Genomic DNA, 15,478 nt, shown 5'->3' with positions numbered 1-15,478 from the left:
CTTCGCTCTCATGCTTGTTTCTTGGAAATGGTTGTCGCGATACGTCGACCTGACGCTGCCGCACGATGAGTTGGTTGATCGGCTCAGTCTTTCGGGCCTGAATCACGAAGGCAGCGAAACGGTTGACGGCGATGTCGTGATCGATCTGGAGGTCACCAGCAATCGCGGCGATTGTCTGGGCCATCTCGGTGTCGCTCGAGAAATCGCGGCGTTGACGGAGCAGAAACTCAAGATCCCAGCGATTGAGTACCAAGAGTCCGGCGCGGCAGCGGATGAATCGCTCGCGGTTGCCAATGAAATGCCCGAAGCCTGCCCTCGCTACACCGCTCGCGTGATTCGCGGCGTGAAGGTGGGCGACAGTCCTGAGTGGCTGCAGGAATCGTTGAAGTCCGTTGGCATTGGGGTGGTCAACAATGTCGTCGACGTCACGAACTACGTGATGATGGAATGCGGCCAGCCACTGCATGCGTTTGATTTGGCGAAAGTCAGTGATGGCAAGATTGTGGTTCGCGCCGGCCGAGACAAGGAGCATCTCGAGGCCATCGATCACCGCAATTACGACCTGAATGATTCGACTTGCGTGATCGCGGATTCCTCCGAGGCATTGGCCGTTGGTGGCGTGATGGGTGGAGCTTCCTCGGAAGTCACCGAAGCGACGACCGAGATCGTCTTGGAAGCCGCCGAGTTTGTGCCTTTGTCGGTTCGCCGCACGGCTCGTCGATTGAAGTTGCACAGCCCATCGTCGTTCCGATTTGAACGTCGCGTGGATCCAGTCGGGATTGATTGGGCCAGTCGCCGGGCCTGCCAGTTGATCACCGAGATCGCCGGCGGATCGGTTGCACCGGGGGTCATCGACACCGCTCCCGAAATTCCTGCTCGTGAGACCGTGTTGCTGCGTCCCAAGCGTGTTGCGGCGCTGTTGGGTTTGGAAATCGAGACCGCGGAACTGGACAAAATCCTGCGTTCGCTCGGTTGTGAGGTTTCCGCGTTCGCGGATGGCTTGCAATGTGTCCCGCCAAGCTGGCGTCATGACCTGACTCGTGAGGTGGACTTGATCGAGGAAGTCGCGCGGATTCACGGCTACGACAAGATTCCCGAGGACTCCCCGATTCCGGTGGCTCCCAGCAGCAAGCGTCGTTTTGACACCGCGATGGAACGCATTCGTGGCGTGTTGACAGCGTCCGGAATCAGCGAAGCGATGACGCCCAGTGTGGTCACCGAAAAGCTCGATTTGATGGTCTCGCCGTGGACCGAACTGCCTGCCCTGCAGACTCGCACGACGATGTTGGAAGGTGCTCGCACGTTGCGGCGATCACTGATCCCAAGCTTGTTGCAAAGTCGCGCCGCGAACTGGGCTTCGGCCAGTTTGGTCGCGGACTTGTTCGAGATCGCTCACGTTTACTTGCCCGCGCCCGCGGGAAGTGACAGTGCGTTGTTGCCGGACGAGACCTATCACATTGGTCTGATCGCCGGGGAAGACTTCTTCTCGCTCAAGGGCACGATTGAAACATTGTGCGATCGCCTGGGCATTCCTGGCGAGCTGACCGTCCGTCCCGTGGATCGCGATGGGTTTGCCAAGGGCGGCGCGGTCGAGTTGTCGCTCGTCAGTGACGATGGCGAGGCTCCCCTGCAGTTGGGCTTCTTGGGATTTGTTGATGACAAGTTGGTCAAGCAGTGGAAGTTGACCGGGCGCGTTGTGGCAGCGGAGTTGTCAGCGGACGTGCTGGTCAATGAATCGCGATTGGTGCCACAGCAACAAGCGGTCAGCCCATTCCCATCGATTCAGCGTGACCTCAACTTGGTGTTGCCTGAGTCAGTGCGTTGGAACGAGCTTTCGGTTCTGGTTCGCAAGGCAGCCAAGGAGCGTTTGGCGGATTTGACCTATCGCGAAACGTATCGCAACGAAAAGGTCGACGGCCCCGACAAGAAACGCGTGCTGTTCTCGATGGAATTGCAAAGCCAAACGGAGACACTCAGCGGCGGCGACGCCGATGCGATCATCAACGAGTTGGTCGCGTCGTGCGAAAAACAACTGGATGCCGTGTTGCTTCGTTAGGTCGCTCTCCAAATTCCGTAGGTCAGGCCCCGCCTGGCAAGGTGATTGGCTGGCAGGTTTGGGGCTTGATGGCGGCGTTGCTGGTCGCCTCGCTTTGTTCCAAAGCATCGGCTGGGTGCCAGGTAGTGACCTGGCCTACTTCGATGCTGGATCTCTGCTTGCAATTTTACAATTTAAAATTGTCAATTGAACTTTTTCAATTCCCAAGTCTGAATCGTTGCAATCGTAGGCCAGGCCCCGCCTGGCAGCACGATTGGCTGGCAGGTTTGGGGCTTGATGGCGGCGTTGCTGGTCGCCTCGCTTTGTTCCAAAGCATCGGTCGGGTGCTAGGTAATGACCTGGCCTACAACGGTGCTGGATCTCTGCTTGCAATTTTACAATTTAAAATTGTCAATTGAACCTTTTCAATTTCCAAGTCTGAATCGTTGCAATCGTAGGCCAGGCCCCGCCTGGCATTGTGATTGGCCGGCAGGTTTGGAGCTTGATGGCGGCGTTGCTGGTCGCCTCGCTTTGTTCCAAAGCATCGGCTGGGTGCCAGGTAATGACCTGGCCTACTTCGATGCAAATGCATCAACATCAACCAACCCGCGCCCTCTCTGGCTCGCAAACCAGCCTCTTCATCCAGCGTCACCCTCTTTCAGTCGTTACATTCGGTCCAGCCTGCCTGGAAAACAAATGAATTCTTGGCGGAGAGCTCCTCGGCTTCCATTGCGGGCTAGGGTTTCAGGCAGCGTACGCTGCCGAATTCGGGTGACATTGAGGTCGGATCGAACAAGAAATTTCCCTGGGAGGTAGCAGCGTGTTTTTTATGGTTGGTTTGATGATGGGTGTCGGCTTTTATGCCGTGCTCAAGGTTCTGGTCGGGTGTTTGTACACCGTTCGGCCGGATCAACGAGCGGTGGTCACCACCTTTGGGGCAGTGAAACGCCTGGGGGCAGGTTCTGATGGTCAAGCTCTCTCCGATGATGAGCGTGAACGTTACGAGTACCCGCAGGTCGAGGTGATTGGACCCGGTGGGCCCTACTTCAAACTGCCATGGCAGCGAGTTCACAAAGTCAGCGTGGCAACGCAAACGGTGGACCTGACTTGGGACCCTTCCAAGGCCCAGAGCACAATCGAAGCCGTGACCAAAGACAACCTCACCACGGGAGTCAACGGCCAGATTCGCTACCGGATCAGCGAGAACAACCTCTACCCGTATCTGTTTGGGGTGGAGAGCCCACTTGAGCATGTGATGGGCTACTTTGTCTCGGTGTTGCGTGAGCGGATCGCGAACTTTGTGGATCCCAAGGGGCAGAGCTTGTTGGCCGATGCCGTTGCCGAAACCGAAGCGATTGCAGGCACGGGCGACGGCGATCTGGAATCAAAATCGAGTGCCGTGGAGCTTTCCGAAGGCGTTTCGATCAACGATCTGCGGAAAAACCTGCCGCTGTTGAACCAGTACATGGAAGAGCAGTGTCGTTCGACGACGGCGCGGTATGGCATTGAACTCGATGCCGCATTGATCACTGAAATTGATCCTCCCGCTGAAGTCGACCGGGCTCTGTCCGCGATCAACAGCACACGCAACCAAGTTGCCGCCGACATCAGCACCGCGCGTGCGGATTCGGAGCAGCAGATCACGATGAGTGCTCGTGCAGTGGAAATCGCGACCAACAACGCGCAAGCCGAGGTGGCACCTTTGCATGAGCTTGCTGGCACGTTGATCAGCATCAAATCAGAGGGCGGATCGGATTGCTTGAAGGCTTACCTGCGGAACCTGCGAGTGCCGTTGTTCAAACGCACCGAACGTATTTATCAAACCGAATCGAAGATTGAAGGGAAGGCATAAGATGGATGTTCTTGGTTTTGTTCCCGGCATTGTGTTCGGGATGATGTTGATTCCGATCTTGCTCGGTTTCGCCCGCTTCTTTGGTTTGTATTGCTGCGTCGCCGAGTGCGAGTCGCAGGTGTTCACGTTGTTCGGCAAGGTGCTGGGCGAGATCAAAACGCCTGGGCTGCAATTTCCTTTGGTGCACTTTGGTGCCAAGGCGATGTTGATCCCTTTCTTTGGGAAGAAGTACGTCGTCGACACGGCGCTGCGTCAGCACTACTTGCGCAGCCAGATGGTCAACTCCGAAGAAGGCACACCGATGGGAGTTGGGATTTGGTACGAAATGCAGGTCCAAGATCCAACCGCGTTCTTGTTCACCAATGCAAACCCGGACGGGTCGTTGCAAGCCAACGTGACCAGTTCGACGATCTCGACGCTCAGCAACCTTGAAATGGAAAAGATGCTCGAGGATCGGCACAGTCTTTCCCGAACTGTCCGGCAGGCGGTGTCGCCTCTGTCAGAAAAGTGGGGCTATCGGTTGGGTTCGGTTTACATTCGAAAGGTCGCCTTCACTGACCGGCATATGGTCGAGAATATCACCGAGAAGGTCGTCAAGCGATTGGTTCAGGTGACCAGTGCGATGAAACAGGACGGTGAAAACCGTGTGGGTTTGATCAAGAGTGAGACCGCGCTGAAGGTGTCGAGTAAGATGGCGGAAGCCGCCGCAGCGCGTCCCAGCGTGGTGGGTGAAAAACTGAACGAGATCGCCAAGCGAGATCCTGAGATCCTGGAAGCAGTGCTTCAGGTGATGGAGGCTGAAAACTTGCTTGAGTCGGGTGCTTCGGTCAGTGTTTTGCCAAGCTCGGCGAATGTTTTGATCCAAGCCAATTGAGCTTGCTCAGAGAGACTGCCCAACCCGCGATTTGAAATTCGATGCCGTTCACTCCGACTCATGTTGCAGCGGCGATTCCAATCGCGTGGTTGGCAAAGTGGCGTTTGCCCTTTTCGGCTCTCGCGATCGGGTGCATGGTGCCCGACGCGGGCGTTTTCTTCCCGATGCTGTTTGACTACGAATCGTTTCACAGCATCCGCGGGCTGTTCATCGACTGCGTTCCGGTCGGCGTGGCGGTGTACTTCGTTTACCACTTGCTGATCAAGCAGCCCGCGGTGGAGTTGCTGCCGGGGCCGTTGCGGACTCGGGTTCGACCGATCGCGGATCGCCCGGTTTCGGTCGAGTGGCAATCCATTCTGTTGGTTGCCATCTGTGTTCTGGTCGGCGCGTCGACGCACGTGTTTTGGGATTCGTTCACGCACCAACATCGCTGGGGATCGATGATCGCGCTGCCGTTTCTGTCATCTGAAGCGTTCTCGTTGTCCGATCGCAGCGTGCGATGGTACGCGGTGGCCCAACACTTGTCGTCGCTGTTCTTGTTGCCGCCGATGGGCGTGTTCGCTCTGAGGTGGTTGTGGAAACAACCCGCCGGTGCACCGGAGCCCAAGCGAACTCGCATCCCGGACTTGGTCACGTTGTCGGTGATGGCGGCGGCGTGTTTGATGATGTTGGTTCACGCATCGTGGGTGTACGCCGTGCATTCGGACTACGGCGTCACGTTTGCACTTCGCCAGAGCGTGATGATCTTCGGTGCGTTGATGATTGTGACGCTGGTTGTTTACAGCGTCATCATGCACGCGATCTGGTCGCGAGCGGAGGCATCCTCGCCGGACGGACAGTCGCCCTCGTGAGAGAACCGGTTGCACGATGGTTTGCATCTTGCGTTCTGGTTGGTGATATCTGCATGGCTTGAGGTTGGCGGCTTTTCAGTGCTGATCCAGCAGCGACTTGAGAACCTCGCCCGTTGGCAACGGGCGAGTCAAGTTTGCTGTCGGTTGGCCACTCTTGGCCGACATCCGCAACTCGGACGGGCAAGAGTGCTCATCCTACATGCGTTAAGCAGGTCGGCAGGAGTGATCAAGCACAACCATGTGAGCCGTTTGGGCGTTAGCCCCGGTTGTGCGTGAAAACCGTGGCTAACGCCAGCGGCTCACATACCCGATGACACCTGCGTACCTGCTTAGAACCTCGTTGACGACTCAATCGACAAGCCGCAGCAGGAGGGGCGGAAAGCGAGATTTCTGGGGGAGGGTAACATGCGCCACTTCCCATTCCCGGCCCCCTCCCTCGCGGACGCCGATTGAAGTTTCGATTTTGCAGTCGGTTTTGTTGGCCAACGGCCATCATCATCGAAGCCAGGGGCATCGCCCCTGGGATCGAGAACGAAGGGGAATTGGTTGGCCAACGGCCAACATCAGCCCACGCGTTTTGGGTTGAACTTGGCCGTTGGCCATTCAACGAAAAAAAGCAACTTCAAAACGTAGGCCTGAACGGCGTCGCGAGACCTCTCCCGAAACTACGTTTCGGGAGAGGTATGCCGTTCGGGAACCCGCCGAACAGCGGCACTAAAAAACTCAGGACGTTTCTCGGCGGGGGACCACCGAGCGACAGGTTCTGGGCGAGGGATCAGTCGTTGACGATCAATCGTTTCGCCGTTCGCGCCAGTTCCAGGAACTCAGCACGGAGTCCATGTTCGTCATCGCCCTTGGCATCCGTTGCGGTGGCGATCACGTCGTCCATCGTCCAGGTTCCAGCGTGGGTGCTGTTGCGAAGCTGCATCCCAAAACCGGCGACCGCGGCAGCGAATTGGAAGTCCGCGTCGGCCTTTTCAAAGGGCTCGCTCTCGTTGACCAGCGGGAAAGTGAGCTTCTCGCTGACGTCGCCTTGCGGGGGTTTGTGACGAATCTTCAACGTCAGGATTTCCTTCGTCGCTGACTCGTCCGCGTCCGCCGGTTCCTCCGGCTCGATAGCTTCCTCAGCAACTACGTCGTCACCGGGTTGGTACTTCAGCGGATCGACATCGGGGGCGATGGAATCGGGGAGCTGACCCACTGGAGCGATCTCGTACAGAGCCGTCACTCGGTGGCCGGCTCCGATTTCACCGGCGTCTTTCTTGTCGTCGTTGAAGTCTTCCTTGGCCAAGATCCGGTTCTCGTACCCAATCAATCGGTAGGCCGAGACGACCGCGGGATTGAATTCGACTTGGATCTTCACGTCTTTGGCGACCGTGAACAGCGTGCCGGTCACTTGATCCGCCAACACCTTTTTCGCTTCGGAAACGGTGTCAACGAAGGCGTAGTTGCCCGCACCCGAGTTGGAGATGCGTTCCATCATCGCGTCGTTGTGATTGCCCATGCCGAATCCCAGCACCGTCAGTTCGGTGCCCGATTTGGATTGGCGAGTCGCTTCGGCCACCAGTTGATCAGTGCCGGTCATGCCGACGTTGAAGTCGCCATCGCTGCACAGGATCACTCGGTTCACGCCGTCCTCGATGAAGTTCTCTCGGGCGGTTTGGTAAGCGAGTTGCAAACCGGCACCGCCGTTGGTGCTGCCACCGGCCGACAGAGCCGACAGGGCTCGGACGATCTTCTTCTTTTGCTTGACCGGGGTCGAGTCCAGGACCAGCCCCGACGATCCCGCGTAGACCACGATCGCCACACGATCTTTGTTTTTCAGTTGGTCGAGCAGCACCTTCATGCCTTCGATGACCAACGGCAGTTTGTTGGGACGCTTCATCGAACCGCTGGTGTCGATCAAGAACACCAAGTTGCACTGCGGACGTTCTTTGCGATCGATGTCTTTGGCTTGGATACCAACTCGGACCAAGCGATTGTTTTCGTTCCAAGGGCAGGAGGCGACCGCCATCGCGGAGGAGAACGGAACGGGATCTTCAGCCGATGGAGGCGTGTACTGGTAATCGAAGTAGTTGATCAGTTCTTCGATGCGGACCGAGTCGGGACGGGGCAGTTGGCCTCGTTGCAGGTAGCTGCGGACTTTCGCGTAGCTGGCGGTATCGACATCGATGGAAAACGTGCTGAGCGGATGCTCGGTGACGCGTCGAAATTCGTTTTCTTGGATCGGTTCGAATTTGTCACCTGACATGCCGGGCCCCTGGCCTTCGCCATCGGGCGTGGCTGGCAGGATGGGGATGACACGTATTTCTGGAGCCGAAGCAAGGCGATTCGTCTCAAGGAGCTCGCTCTTAGCCATTCTTTCACGCGAAGCGCCGAAATCGAATTGCTGACGTCCAAGCTGTTCTGGAACGGGAGCCACTGCAAAGTCAGCCACCACTGGTTTGCCAGCCGAGGGTTCGCTGGGGGCAGGTGGTGCCTCGTCTTTTGGGACGGCAAGCGAAAGGGGGGCATTGGCAGCCAATGAGCCCTCTTCGCGAGCAAAGCGAGGAGCCGCGTTGCTGTCGACCGGCGCACCGCCCATGCCCATGTCCATTCCTTCCATTGCCGGGTCAGCCATCTGCATGTCCATCTCCATCTCCATAGCCATGCCGCCCATCATCATGGAGTCCATGCCCATTCCCATCGCTGGATCCTCAGCTCGCTTGGCTCGTCTCGACCTTACCGCTCGCTCGTTCGCCGAAGGAAACGAGGACTCGGCAATGGTTCGTGGGCTTGCATCCGATGAAGTGACTTCGGCGGCAGGCGATATTCCTGAGACACGGCTGGCTGCTTGCAAGCCAAAGGACTCGCCCTTCGCCTTCTTTTCCGCTGGCATTGATTTGGCAGCGGAACCGTCGAATGGTTGGTAAACCATCTCAACATCTTCAAGTTGCATCTCGTCATTCATCACCATCGTGTCCAATCGTTCCGGACCGGATTGATCGGCGGCACTTGTTCCAACGGCTGGGTGTTGGTGAGAAGCCGTTTCACGGGCGGTATGCACCGCTGGAACTGAAAGCCCAGCCAGGATGCCAACAATGCTTGCTGCGACCGCAAATTGGACCCATCGGGATTGGAACCAGGCGGTGCCAGCCGCTGAGCCGGCGGAGACTGGAGCTTCGTCGGCTGGAGCCGTTTCGCTTTCGCGAACGATGCTTTCGACGCGGTTGGATTCCAGTGGTGGGACCGCGGCGGATTGGAAGAACGACTCGACTTGCTCGGTGACCGCGCGAGCTTCCTCAACGGCGGTGGCGAGTTCTGGGTTGGCGTTCATCTCTTCGGTGAACTGAGCGGCTTCGTTCTCAGGCAGTTCGCCCAGGACGAAAGCGGTGACGCGAGGGTCGTCCCACGGAGGAGAAGTGGATGAATTGGACATGATCGATGATCCGATGACGGAAGAATGAATTGGAAGAAGTGGTCAGGCTTCAGGTGACGGCCAGGCCATCGCGAAGCGACTTGACGGCTTGATGAAGATGAAAGCCGACGTTGCTGACCGTCATGCCGGTGACGTCAGCGATTTCTCGGTAACTCAGTCCAGCCTGCATTCGAAGCTGGATGACTTCGCGTTGTCGGGGCGACAGCGTTTCAATCGAAGCCGCGATTTGCTCGTGGGCTTCGTGGTCTTGGGCCACCGCGTCGGGGCGTGGGGCGGGATCGATGACGGCGACAGCGTCAGGATCCAGTCGGTCAGGGGATCGTTTGCGTTGCATGTCAATCACTCGTGAGCGGCAGACGGTGAACAGCCAGGGGGCCAAGCGGTCGACCAAATCGTCCGGCCGTTTGCGACACAATTGCAAAAACGTTTCTTGCACGGCGTCTTGGGCGGCGGTGCGATCCGCCAGCATCCCGGTGGCGTAGGCCAACAAAGGACGCTGGAACTGGTCGACGACCTCGGCGATCCACTCGGTATTCCGAGTCCCAGAAGAATCTTGTCCGGACGAATCCGGTTCAGACGCTTCTGGATCGACGAGGTCCTCGGCCGCGGAGGTGGAGGCCGGATGACTCATGGCGGTTCATTGCGAGAGGAAGAAAAGGGAGGCGAACCATGCCGCCTCCAAGGACTCAACGAGTGGGGGGCGGGTTTCTTAGGACGACGGCAAAAAAAGATTGGGGCGATCTCGTCCGCGATGCGATGAAATGACAAGACCCAGAGTAGAACAGTTGTCCCCAACTGTTCCGTCGGGCTGCCCTCAAAGGCCGAGCCACGTCGCAGCCAAGTCCATTCGCGTCAGGCTGGTCGAAGACACGAACCCTGTCACGCAAACATTTGGGGACAAATGTTCTACTCTGCTGTGGGTTTGTGCGTCGTTCTTCAGGCCAGGAAGGGCGTCCACCGAATTTCGAACTTTCAATTGATAATTCGACTTTTTCGATGAAACACGAATGGAATGAGATCCGGCATCCCGTGAAAAACAGCTCCTCTCGACGATTTAGCGGTTCGACTGCTATGGTGTGCGGTCTCTTTTAGCAGCCTGCTTCCCCACCCACCGGCCATTTCGCGGATTCTGTCGTGATATTGATTCTGAAAAACGGCGCGACCGACGATCAGATCGACCATGTGATCCAAAAGGTCGAGTCGATGGGGTTCCAGACGCACCTCAGCCGCGGGACGTTTCGCACGATCATCGGCATGATCGGTGACGAGAGTCTGACCACGGAACAACAGCTCCAATCCATCCCCGGCGTGCACCAAGTCATTCCCGTTTTGCCACCTTACAAATTGGCCTCCCGAGAAGCTCATCCTGAATCCAGCGTCATTGACGTGTCGGGAGTGAAGATCGGTGGAGGCAACCTGGCCATGATCGCTGGGCCCTGCAGCGTCGAAGATCGCGACCGGATGATGCGGATTGGCGAGAGTGTCGTGAAATCAGGTGCCAACCTGTTTCGCGGGGGAGCTTACAAGCCACGGACCAGCCCCTACGCGTTTCAAGGCTTGGGCGAGGCCGGCCTGAAGATCTTGCGGGAAGTGGGCGACGCGTTTGGCGTGCCGGTCGTGACCGAGATCACGGACCCACGAAACGTGGAGTTGGTGGCGGAGTACTCGGACATGCTGCAAGTCGGTGCCCGCAACATGCAGAACTTTGTGTTGCTGACCGAGGTGGGCAAATCCGAACGCCCCGTGTTGCTCAAACGTGGGATGGCCGCCACGATCCAAGACCTGTTGATGAGCGCTGAGTACGTGCTGTCGCAGGGCAACCCGAACGTGGTGCTTTGCGAACGTGGGATCAAGAGCTTTGATCCCTCCACTCGCAACCTGTATGACGTCGCTGCCGTGCCGGTCGTCCAAGGTCTGACGCACCTGCCGATCATTGTCGATCCGTCGCACGCGACGGGCCGGCCTGATTTGATTCCGCCGTGTGCTTTGGCGGGATTGGCCGCGGGTGCCGATGGCGTGCACATCGAAGTCCATGACTGTCCCGAAGAAGCCAAGAGCGATGGGGCGCAAGCCTTGTTGCCTGAACAATACAACGAGATCGTCGAGAAGATGGCCGCGATGGCTGAGCTGCTCGGCAAAACGATTTCGCCCCTTCCGAATTCAACCACTAACAACACCCCGCCAACTGAGGCCCTCGCGTGAGTCGTCGCATCCTGATCGCTGGTAACTGGAAAATGAACATGCGTGCCGAGTCTGGCGCGTCGCTTGCCAAAGGCATTGTCGACGCGGTTGGCAAGTCGCCCGCAGTGGAAGTCGTTTTGTGCCCCCCGTCGCTGTACCTGAGCAGTGTGGCGGATGCCGTCGCTGGGACTCCTGTCGAACTGGGCGCTCAGAACCTGTACGCCGCCGAAGACGGTGCCTTCACGGGCGAAGTCAACGCGTCGATGCTGACCGACGTCGGTTGCCGATTTGTGATCTTGGGTCACAGCGAGCGTCGCCAACTGATGGGCGAAACCGACGCTTGCGTCGCGAAAAAGCTGCACGCCGCGTTGGCTGGCAACTTGGTTCCGATCGTGTGTGTGGGCGAAACGCTGGAACAACGCGAAGCGGATGACACCGAATCGGTCATCGAAACGCAAATTCGCGGCTCGCTGGAAGGCTTGGACGAGGCACGTGCTGCCAGCATCGTCGTCGCTTACGAGCCTGTTTGGGCAATCGGCACCGGCAAAACGGCCAGCAAAGAGCAAGCGGAGGCCGTTCACGCCTTCATTCGGGGACTTTTGGGAAAAATGTTCTCGACCGAAGTCGCCGAACAAATCCGAATTCAGTACGGTGGCAGTGTGAAACCGGGCAACGCGGAAGAATTGTTGTCCCAACCCAACATCGACGGGGCTCTTGTCGGTGGTGCGAGCTTGAAAGTGGATGATTTCGCTGGAATCATCAAAGCAGCTCCCTCCGCCTGATCCGACCCTGTTTTCATTCCTACAACCTTTCCATTTCAACGGATTGTTCGCCGTGAGTTTCGCTTTCGATTCTTTGCTCCAACCCGCGTCGTTGGTCAATCACCTGATCCCCACCCTGCCCTTGGCCTCATTCATGAGTGTCGTTTTGGGTTGGTTGATGGCGTTTTTGTCGGTGTTCTTGATCCTGTTGATCTTGATCCAACGCGGCAAAGGCGGCGGATTGACCGGAGCCCTGGGAGGTCCCGGCGGTCAGTCGGCATTCGGCAGCAAGGCCGGTGACACGTTCACCGTCATCACCGTCGGCACCGCCGCGGTTTGGGCCCTGGTTTGCGCGTTTGCGATGTACCAACTGGGAGCTCACGCCCCAGCGGTTGCTGACACCAATGACTCGCAAATCCAGTCCGGTCCTGGCGACGATGTTGAAGACATCACCAGCGGATTGGTTGTGCCAACCGGCGACGATGGAGAGGTCGCGTCGGGAGTCGGTTCGATCGGAAGTTTGTCCTCGGGCGATGCCGAAGTGGCCGAAATCGAAGCCGCTGTTGAAACCGAGGCGGTTGAGGAAGCTGCTGCAGAGGCCGATGCGGCTGTCGAAGAAGCTGAGTCGACCGAAGCCGAAACCACCTCGGACGAGGAAACTCCGTGACGCAGGCGTCCCTCAGCACGCAGGCAAATCTCTCTTCACCGCAGGGCGGGTCGCCGTACCCGTCGCTGCGCAGCATGACTGGCCAAGGTCGAGGTGAAACGTCGGGTTCCACTGGTTCCGTCGTCACCGAGATCCGTTCGGTCAACAATCGCGGCCTGAAAATCATTCTCCGCACCAGTGATTCGGTGTCGGAGTTCGAACCGAAGATCGAATCGTTGGTGCGACAGCACTTGCATCGCGGAAGCGTGACCGTGCAGGTTCGCTTCACGCCCCCGCCCGGGGCCGATTTGCCTCGCATCAACGCAGAGGCGGTGCGGTCCTACGCGGAACAGTTGGCCCAAGTGGCGGATTCGTTGGCAATGGGCGCTGCGGTGACGTCCACGAACATCGATTTGGCGCAGCTGATGCAGATGCCAGGTGTGTTGGAATCGCCTGCCTCCGCTTCGCAGGGGCGTTCAGAAGATGCCGAGGCTTCGCTCGCCAAGTGGGTGTTGATTCAGGAAAGCGTCGAATCGGCGTTGGATCGGTTCAAGCAGATGCGATCCGACGAGGCCATTGCGATGGCCGAATCGATCGAGCAAGACATGACGCTGATCCAGACGCGCTGCGAGGAAATTGCCAAACGCAGTCCCCAGGTCGTCGCTCGTTACCAAGAGCGGCTTCGCGAACGCATTGAAAAGGCGTTGGCGGAGAACGGCTTGTCGGTGGGCGACCCGGTGGATTTGATTCGCGAAGTCCAGTTGTTTGCAGATCGCTCGGACATCAGCGAGGAGCTGACCCGGTTGGGCAGCCACTTGGGGCTGATGCGAGGCGTTCTGGTCGGCGACTCCGATTCAGGGGCGGCCGACGCGACGCCCAGTGATTCGGCCAGTCGCGGGGAAGCTGTTGGCAGGAAGCTTGATTTCATCATCCAAGAACTCAATCGCGAAACCAACACCATTGGCAGCAAGGCCGGGGACGCGGAAATCGCCGAGCATGTGGTGGAGATCAAATGCGCGATCGAACGCATGCGTGAACTCGTGCAGAATCTGGAGTAGCCGTCGGAATGAACGATCCATCCAACCAACACGCCGACGAAACCACCCATCCAGGGAGATTGGTCATCGTTTCAGGTCCCAGTGGCGCGGGAAAATCGACGGTTGTGAAGCAATTGATGAAACGCTGCGACGTGCCGTTGCAACTCAGTGTTTCCGCGACCACTCGCCAACCGCGTCCGGGAGAAATTCACGGCAGGGACTACTTTTTTCTGTCCCACGAAGAATTCGAGCGTCGTCGAAAAACGGACGACTTTGTGGAATGCAAGCAGGTTTTCAGCCTGGGACAGTGGTACGGAACCCTGAAAGATCAAGTTGCCACTGGCCTGAATGCCGGGAAATGGGTAATTTTAGAGATCGATGTGCAAGGTGCGATGGCGGTCCTGGATGATCCGCATTATCGCCCCGTGACGATCTTTGTGCATCCTGGCAGCATGGAAGAGTTGGAACGACGGTTGCGAAATCGTGGCACTGAATCAGAATCTGCCTTGATTGCTCGACTGGAAACTGCTGCGGCTGAGATGCAATGCATGAGCCGCTATCAATACGAAATCATCAATGAATCGGTTGACAATGCTGTCACCGAAATTTGCCAGATCTTACTGGATCAAAGGAAAACGACGCCGTGCTCGAAGAACTGAAAGAAGAAGAAATCGTCAACAAGATCGGTGGCCGTTTCAAACTCAGCACCCTGATCCAAAAACGACTCGTCCAGCTCAACCAGGGCAGCCGTGCGTTGGTCAGCGTGGACACACACGACAAAATGTCGATTGTGCTGCAAGAAATCGTGCAGGACAAAATTTTCCTGAACATGGAAAACGAAATCGAAACGGTCGGCGATCTCGATGCCATCGTGGCTGCCAGCGAAGCCCCTGAGCTGGATCCGTCGGACTTGTAATGGAACCTACGGCGCAGCGGATTCTGTTAACAATCGGAGGCGGAATCGCTGCGTACAAAGCGGCCGACCTGTGCAGCAAATTGGCTCAGGCCGGTTATCAGGTTCAGGTCGTCACCTCGCGGGCGGCCACCGAATTCATCGGCGACGCCACTTTGGCGGCGCTCTCTGGTCGCCCGGTCGTTCACGATGTGTTCGACCCCCGTTTCCCGCTGGGCAGCCACATTGAGCTGACACGGGAAATCGATGCGATGATTGTGGCGCCGGCGACAGCGAATCTCCTGGCTCAGTTTGCCCAGGGGATGGCGTCTGATCTGATCAGCACTCTGTACCTTCAAAACACCAGCCCAGTGTTGTTGGCACCCGCGATGAGCGATCCGATGTGGAACCACCTCGCCGTTCAGCGGAACGTGCAGACGCTTCGCGAGGATGGTTGTCATTTGGTCGGGCCGGAAGACGGTTGGCTGAGTTGCCGTGTCAAAGGCACCGGTCGAATGAGCGAACCGGTTGATCTGTTGCTGGCATTGGAGTCGGTGCTGAAAGATCACTGCTGAAATCGGTGAACCCTGTTCTTCGAGAACCCTGGTCTGTGATCCCGAAATCGTGCTCTTTCGATTCGTGCGACAATCCGTCACCCATGAAATCGGTTGCAGAGACTTTTGGGAATGACATGGCAAACCAGATCTTTGGCACAATTCTGGTGGAGGATACCGACTAGGATTGAATGGTCGTTTCCTCGAGAACCGATCTTTTCTATACGGCTGAATCCTCCCGGAAGCAGCAACCATTTTCGCGAAACGATCGCCACGGATCGCAAGTGAGCCTGGAGTTTCCGGCGTTCGAACGGTTCAATGATTGTATCTGGCTTGGGATTGCCCGGGCGAGTTGCACTGCGTCTCGCGTTTCACCA

At 57.6% G+C, this 15,478-nt stretch carries 15 protein-coding genes and 1 pseudogene; 11 read left to right on the top strand and 5 right to left on the bottom strand.

All coding sequences use genetic code 11. The features are described 5' to 3' along the window. The first annotated feature begins 10 nt into the window (after positions 1-10). Positions 11-2,056, top strand: a complete 2,046-nt coding sequence (gene pheT / locus RISK_RS14655) for a phenylalanine--tRNA ligase subunit beta (protein WP_047815029.1) — start codon at positions 11-13, stop codon at positions 2,054-2,056. Here the strand turns inward: pheT and RISK_RS33745 are convergent. From RISK_RS33745 to RISK_RS33575, 3 genes and pseudogenes are all read right to left on the bottom strand, one after another. Next, positions 2,053-2,220: a DUF1589 domain-containing protein gene (locus RISK_RS33745; protein WP_236696315.1), complete on the bottom strand. Its 168-nt coding sequence runs from the start codon at positions 2,218-2,220 to the stop codon at positions 2,053-2,055. The two genes, pheT and RISK_RS33745, sit on opposite strands and share 4 nt — an antisense overlap. Positions 2,221-2,446: 226 nt before the next feature. Then, positions 2,447-2,575: a hypothetical protein gene (locus RISK_RS33580; protein WP_390173938.1), complete on the bottom strand. Its 129-nt coding sequence runs from the start codon at positions 2,573-2,575 to the stop codon at positions 2,447-2,449. Positions 2,576-2,582: 7 nt separating this feature from the next. After that, a pseudogene (locus tag RISK_RS33575) lies at positions 2,583-2,627 on the bottom strand (hypothetical protein); the annotation flags it as partial. A 249-nt stretch (positions 2,628-2,876) separates the two neighbouring features. Here RISK_RS33575 and RISK_RS14645 point away from each other — a divergent pair. Genes RISK_RS14645 through RISK_RS14635 form a run of 3 tightly spaced genes read left to right on the top strand, consistent with a single transcriptional unit; the run spans position 2,877 to position 5,612 of the window. Beyond that, positions 2,877-3,887: an SPFH domain-containing protein gene (locus tag RISK_RS14645; RefSeq protein ID WP_236696314.1), complete on the top strand. Its 1,011-nt coding sequence runs from the start codon at positions 2,877-2,879 to the stop codon at positions 3,885-3,887. Position 3,888: 1 nt separating this feature from the next. Further along, the gene (locus RISK_RS14640; RefSeq protein ID WP_047815026.1) at positions 3,889-4,761 is read left to right on the top strand and encodes an SPFH domain-containing protein; all 873 of its coding nucleotides are present in this window, start codon (positions 3,889-3,891) and stop codon (positions 4,759-4,761) included. A gap of 41 nt (positions 4,762-4,802) precedes the next feature. Then, the gene (locus RISK_RS14635; protein WP_047815025.1) at positions 4,803-5,612 is read left to right on the top strand and encodes a DUF4184 family protein; all 810 of its coding nucleotides are present in this window, start codon (positions 4,803-4,805) and stop codon (positions 5,610-5,612) included. A 775-nt stretch (positions 5,613-6,387) separates the two neighbouring features. On the opposite strand, the gene RISK_RS14630 is transcribed toward RISK_RS14635, so the two are convergent. Beyond that, positions 6,388-9,030: a YfbK domain-containing protein gene (locus RISK_RS14630; RefSeq protein ID WP_047815024.1), complete on the bottom strand. Its 2,643-nt coding sequence runs from the start codon at positions 9,028-9,030 to the stop codon at positions 6,388-6,390. A 49-nt stretch (positions 9,031-9,079) separates the two neighbouring features. Further along, positions 9,080-9,661, bottom strand: a complete 582-nt coding sequence (locus tag RISK_RS14625; protein ID WP_047815023.1) for an RNA polymerase sigma factor — start codon at positions 9,659-9,661, stop codon at positions 9,080-9,082. A 503-nt stretch (positions 9,662-10,164) separates the two neighbouring features. Here RISK_RS14625 and aroF point away from each other — a divergent pair. From aroF to RISK_RS14590, 7 genes are all read left to right on the top strand, one after another. After that, positions 10,165-11,232: a 3-deoxy-7-phosphoheptulonate synthase gene (gene aroF, locus RISK_RS14620; protein WP_047815022.1), complete on the top strand. Its 1,068-nt coding sequence runs from the start codon at positions 10,165-10,167 to the stop codon at positions 11,230-11,232. Further along, complete coding sequence (gene tpiA / locus RISK_RS14615; RefSeq protein ID WP_047815021.1) at positions 11,229-11,993, top strand: triose-phosphate isomerase; 765 nt, start codon at positions 11,229-11,231, stop codon at positions 11,991-11,993. The genes aroF and tpiA overlap by 4 nt, the downstream gene beginning before the upstream one ends. Positions 11,994-12,045: 52 nt before the next feature. Continuing rightward, positions 12,046-12,639: a preprotein translocase subunit SecG gene (gene secG / locus RISK_RS14610; RefSeq protein ID WP_053061186.1), complete on the top strand. Its 594-nt coding sequence runs from the start codon at positions 12,046-12,048 to the stop codon at positions 12,637-12,639. Positions 12,640-12,713: 74 nt separating this feature from the next. Continuing rightward, the gene (locus RISK_RS14605; RefSeq protein WP_047815020.1) at positions 12,714-13,676 is read left to right on the top strand and encodes a YicC/YloC family endoribonuclease; all 963 of its coding nucleotides are present in this window, start codon (positions 12,714-12,716) and stop codon (positions 13,674-13,676) included. Between the two features lie 8 nt (positions 13,677-13,684). Further along, entirely contained in the window at positions 13,685-14,314 is a 630-nt protein-coding gene (gene gmk / locus RISK_RS14600) for a guanylate kinase (protein WP_047815019.1), read from the top strand. After that, positions 14,299-14,571: a DNA-directed RNA polymerase subunit omega gene (locus RISK_RS14595; RefSeq protein WP_047815018.1), complete on the top strand. Its 273-nt coding sequence runs from the start codon at positions 14,299-14,301 to the stop codon at positions 14,569-14,571. The genes gmk and RISK_RS14595 overlap by 16 nt, the downstream gene beginning before the upstream one ends. After that, positions 14,571-15,122, top strand: a complete 552-nt coding sequence (locus RISK_RS14590) for a phosphopantothenoylcysteine decarboxylase (RefSeq protein ID WP_047815017.1) — start codon at positions 14,571-14,573, stop codon at positions 15,120-15,122. Before RISK_RS14595 ends, RISK_RS14590 begins: the two co-directional genes overlap by 1 nt. Positions 15,123-15,478: the final 356 nt, after the last annotated feature.

Source organism: Rhodopirellula islandica, from assembly GCF_001027925.1.
In the GTDB taxonomy this organism is placed as follows: domain Bacteria; phylum Planctomycetota; class Planctomycetia; order Pirellulales; family Pirellulaceae; genus Rhodopirellula; species Rhodopirellula islandica.
The sequence above is the reverse complement of the archived record's forward strand: the minus strand, read 5'-3'. Positions and strand labels throughout refer to the sequence as shown.

Excerpts from the sequence above, each read along its gene's own strand:
- RISK_RS14635 (WP_047815025.1), top strand. The coding sequence starts at position 4,803 with ATGCCGTTCACTCCGACTCATGTTGCAGCGGCGATTCCAATCGCGTGG.
- gmk (WP_047815019.1), top strand. The coding sequence starts at position 13,685 with ATGAACGATCCATCCAACCAACACGCCGACGAAACCACCCATCCAGGG.
- RISK_RS14625 (WP_047815023.1), bottom strand. The coding sequence starts at position 9,661 with ATGAGTCATCCGGCCTCCACCTCCGCGGCCGAGGACCTCGTCGATCCA.
- pheT (WP_047815029.1), top strand. The coding sequence starts at position 11 with ATGCTTGTTTCTTGGAAATGGTTGTCGCGATACGTCGACCTGACGCTG.
- RISK_RS14645 (WP_236696314.1), top strand. The coding sequence starts at position 2,877 with ATGATGGGTGTCGGCTTTTATGCCGTGCTCAAGGTTCTGGTCGGGTGT.
- RISK_RS14605 (WP_047815020.1), top strand. The coding sequence starts at position 12,714 with ATGACTGGCCAAGGTCGAGGTGAAACGTCGGGTTCCACTGGTTCCGTC.
- RISK_RS14590 (WP_047815017.1), top strand. The coding sequence starts at position 14,571 with ATGGAACCTACGGCGCAGCGGATTCTGTTAACAATCGGAGGCGGAATC.
- RISK_RS14630 (WP_047815024.1), bottom strand. The coding sequence starts at position 9,030 with ATGTCCAATTCATCCACTTCTCCTCCGTGGGACGACCCTCGCGTCACC.
- RISK_RS14640 (WP_047815026.1), top strand. The coding sequence starts at position 3,889 with ATGGATGTTCTTGGTTTTGTTCCCGGCATTGTGTTCGGGATGATGTTG.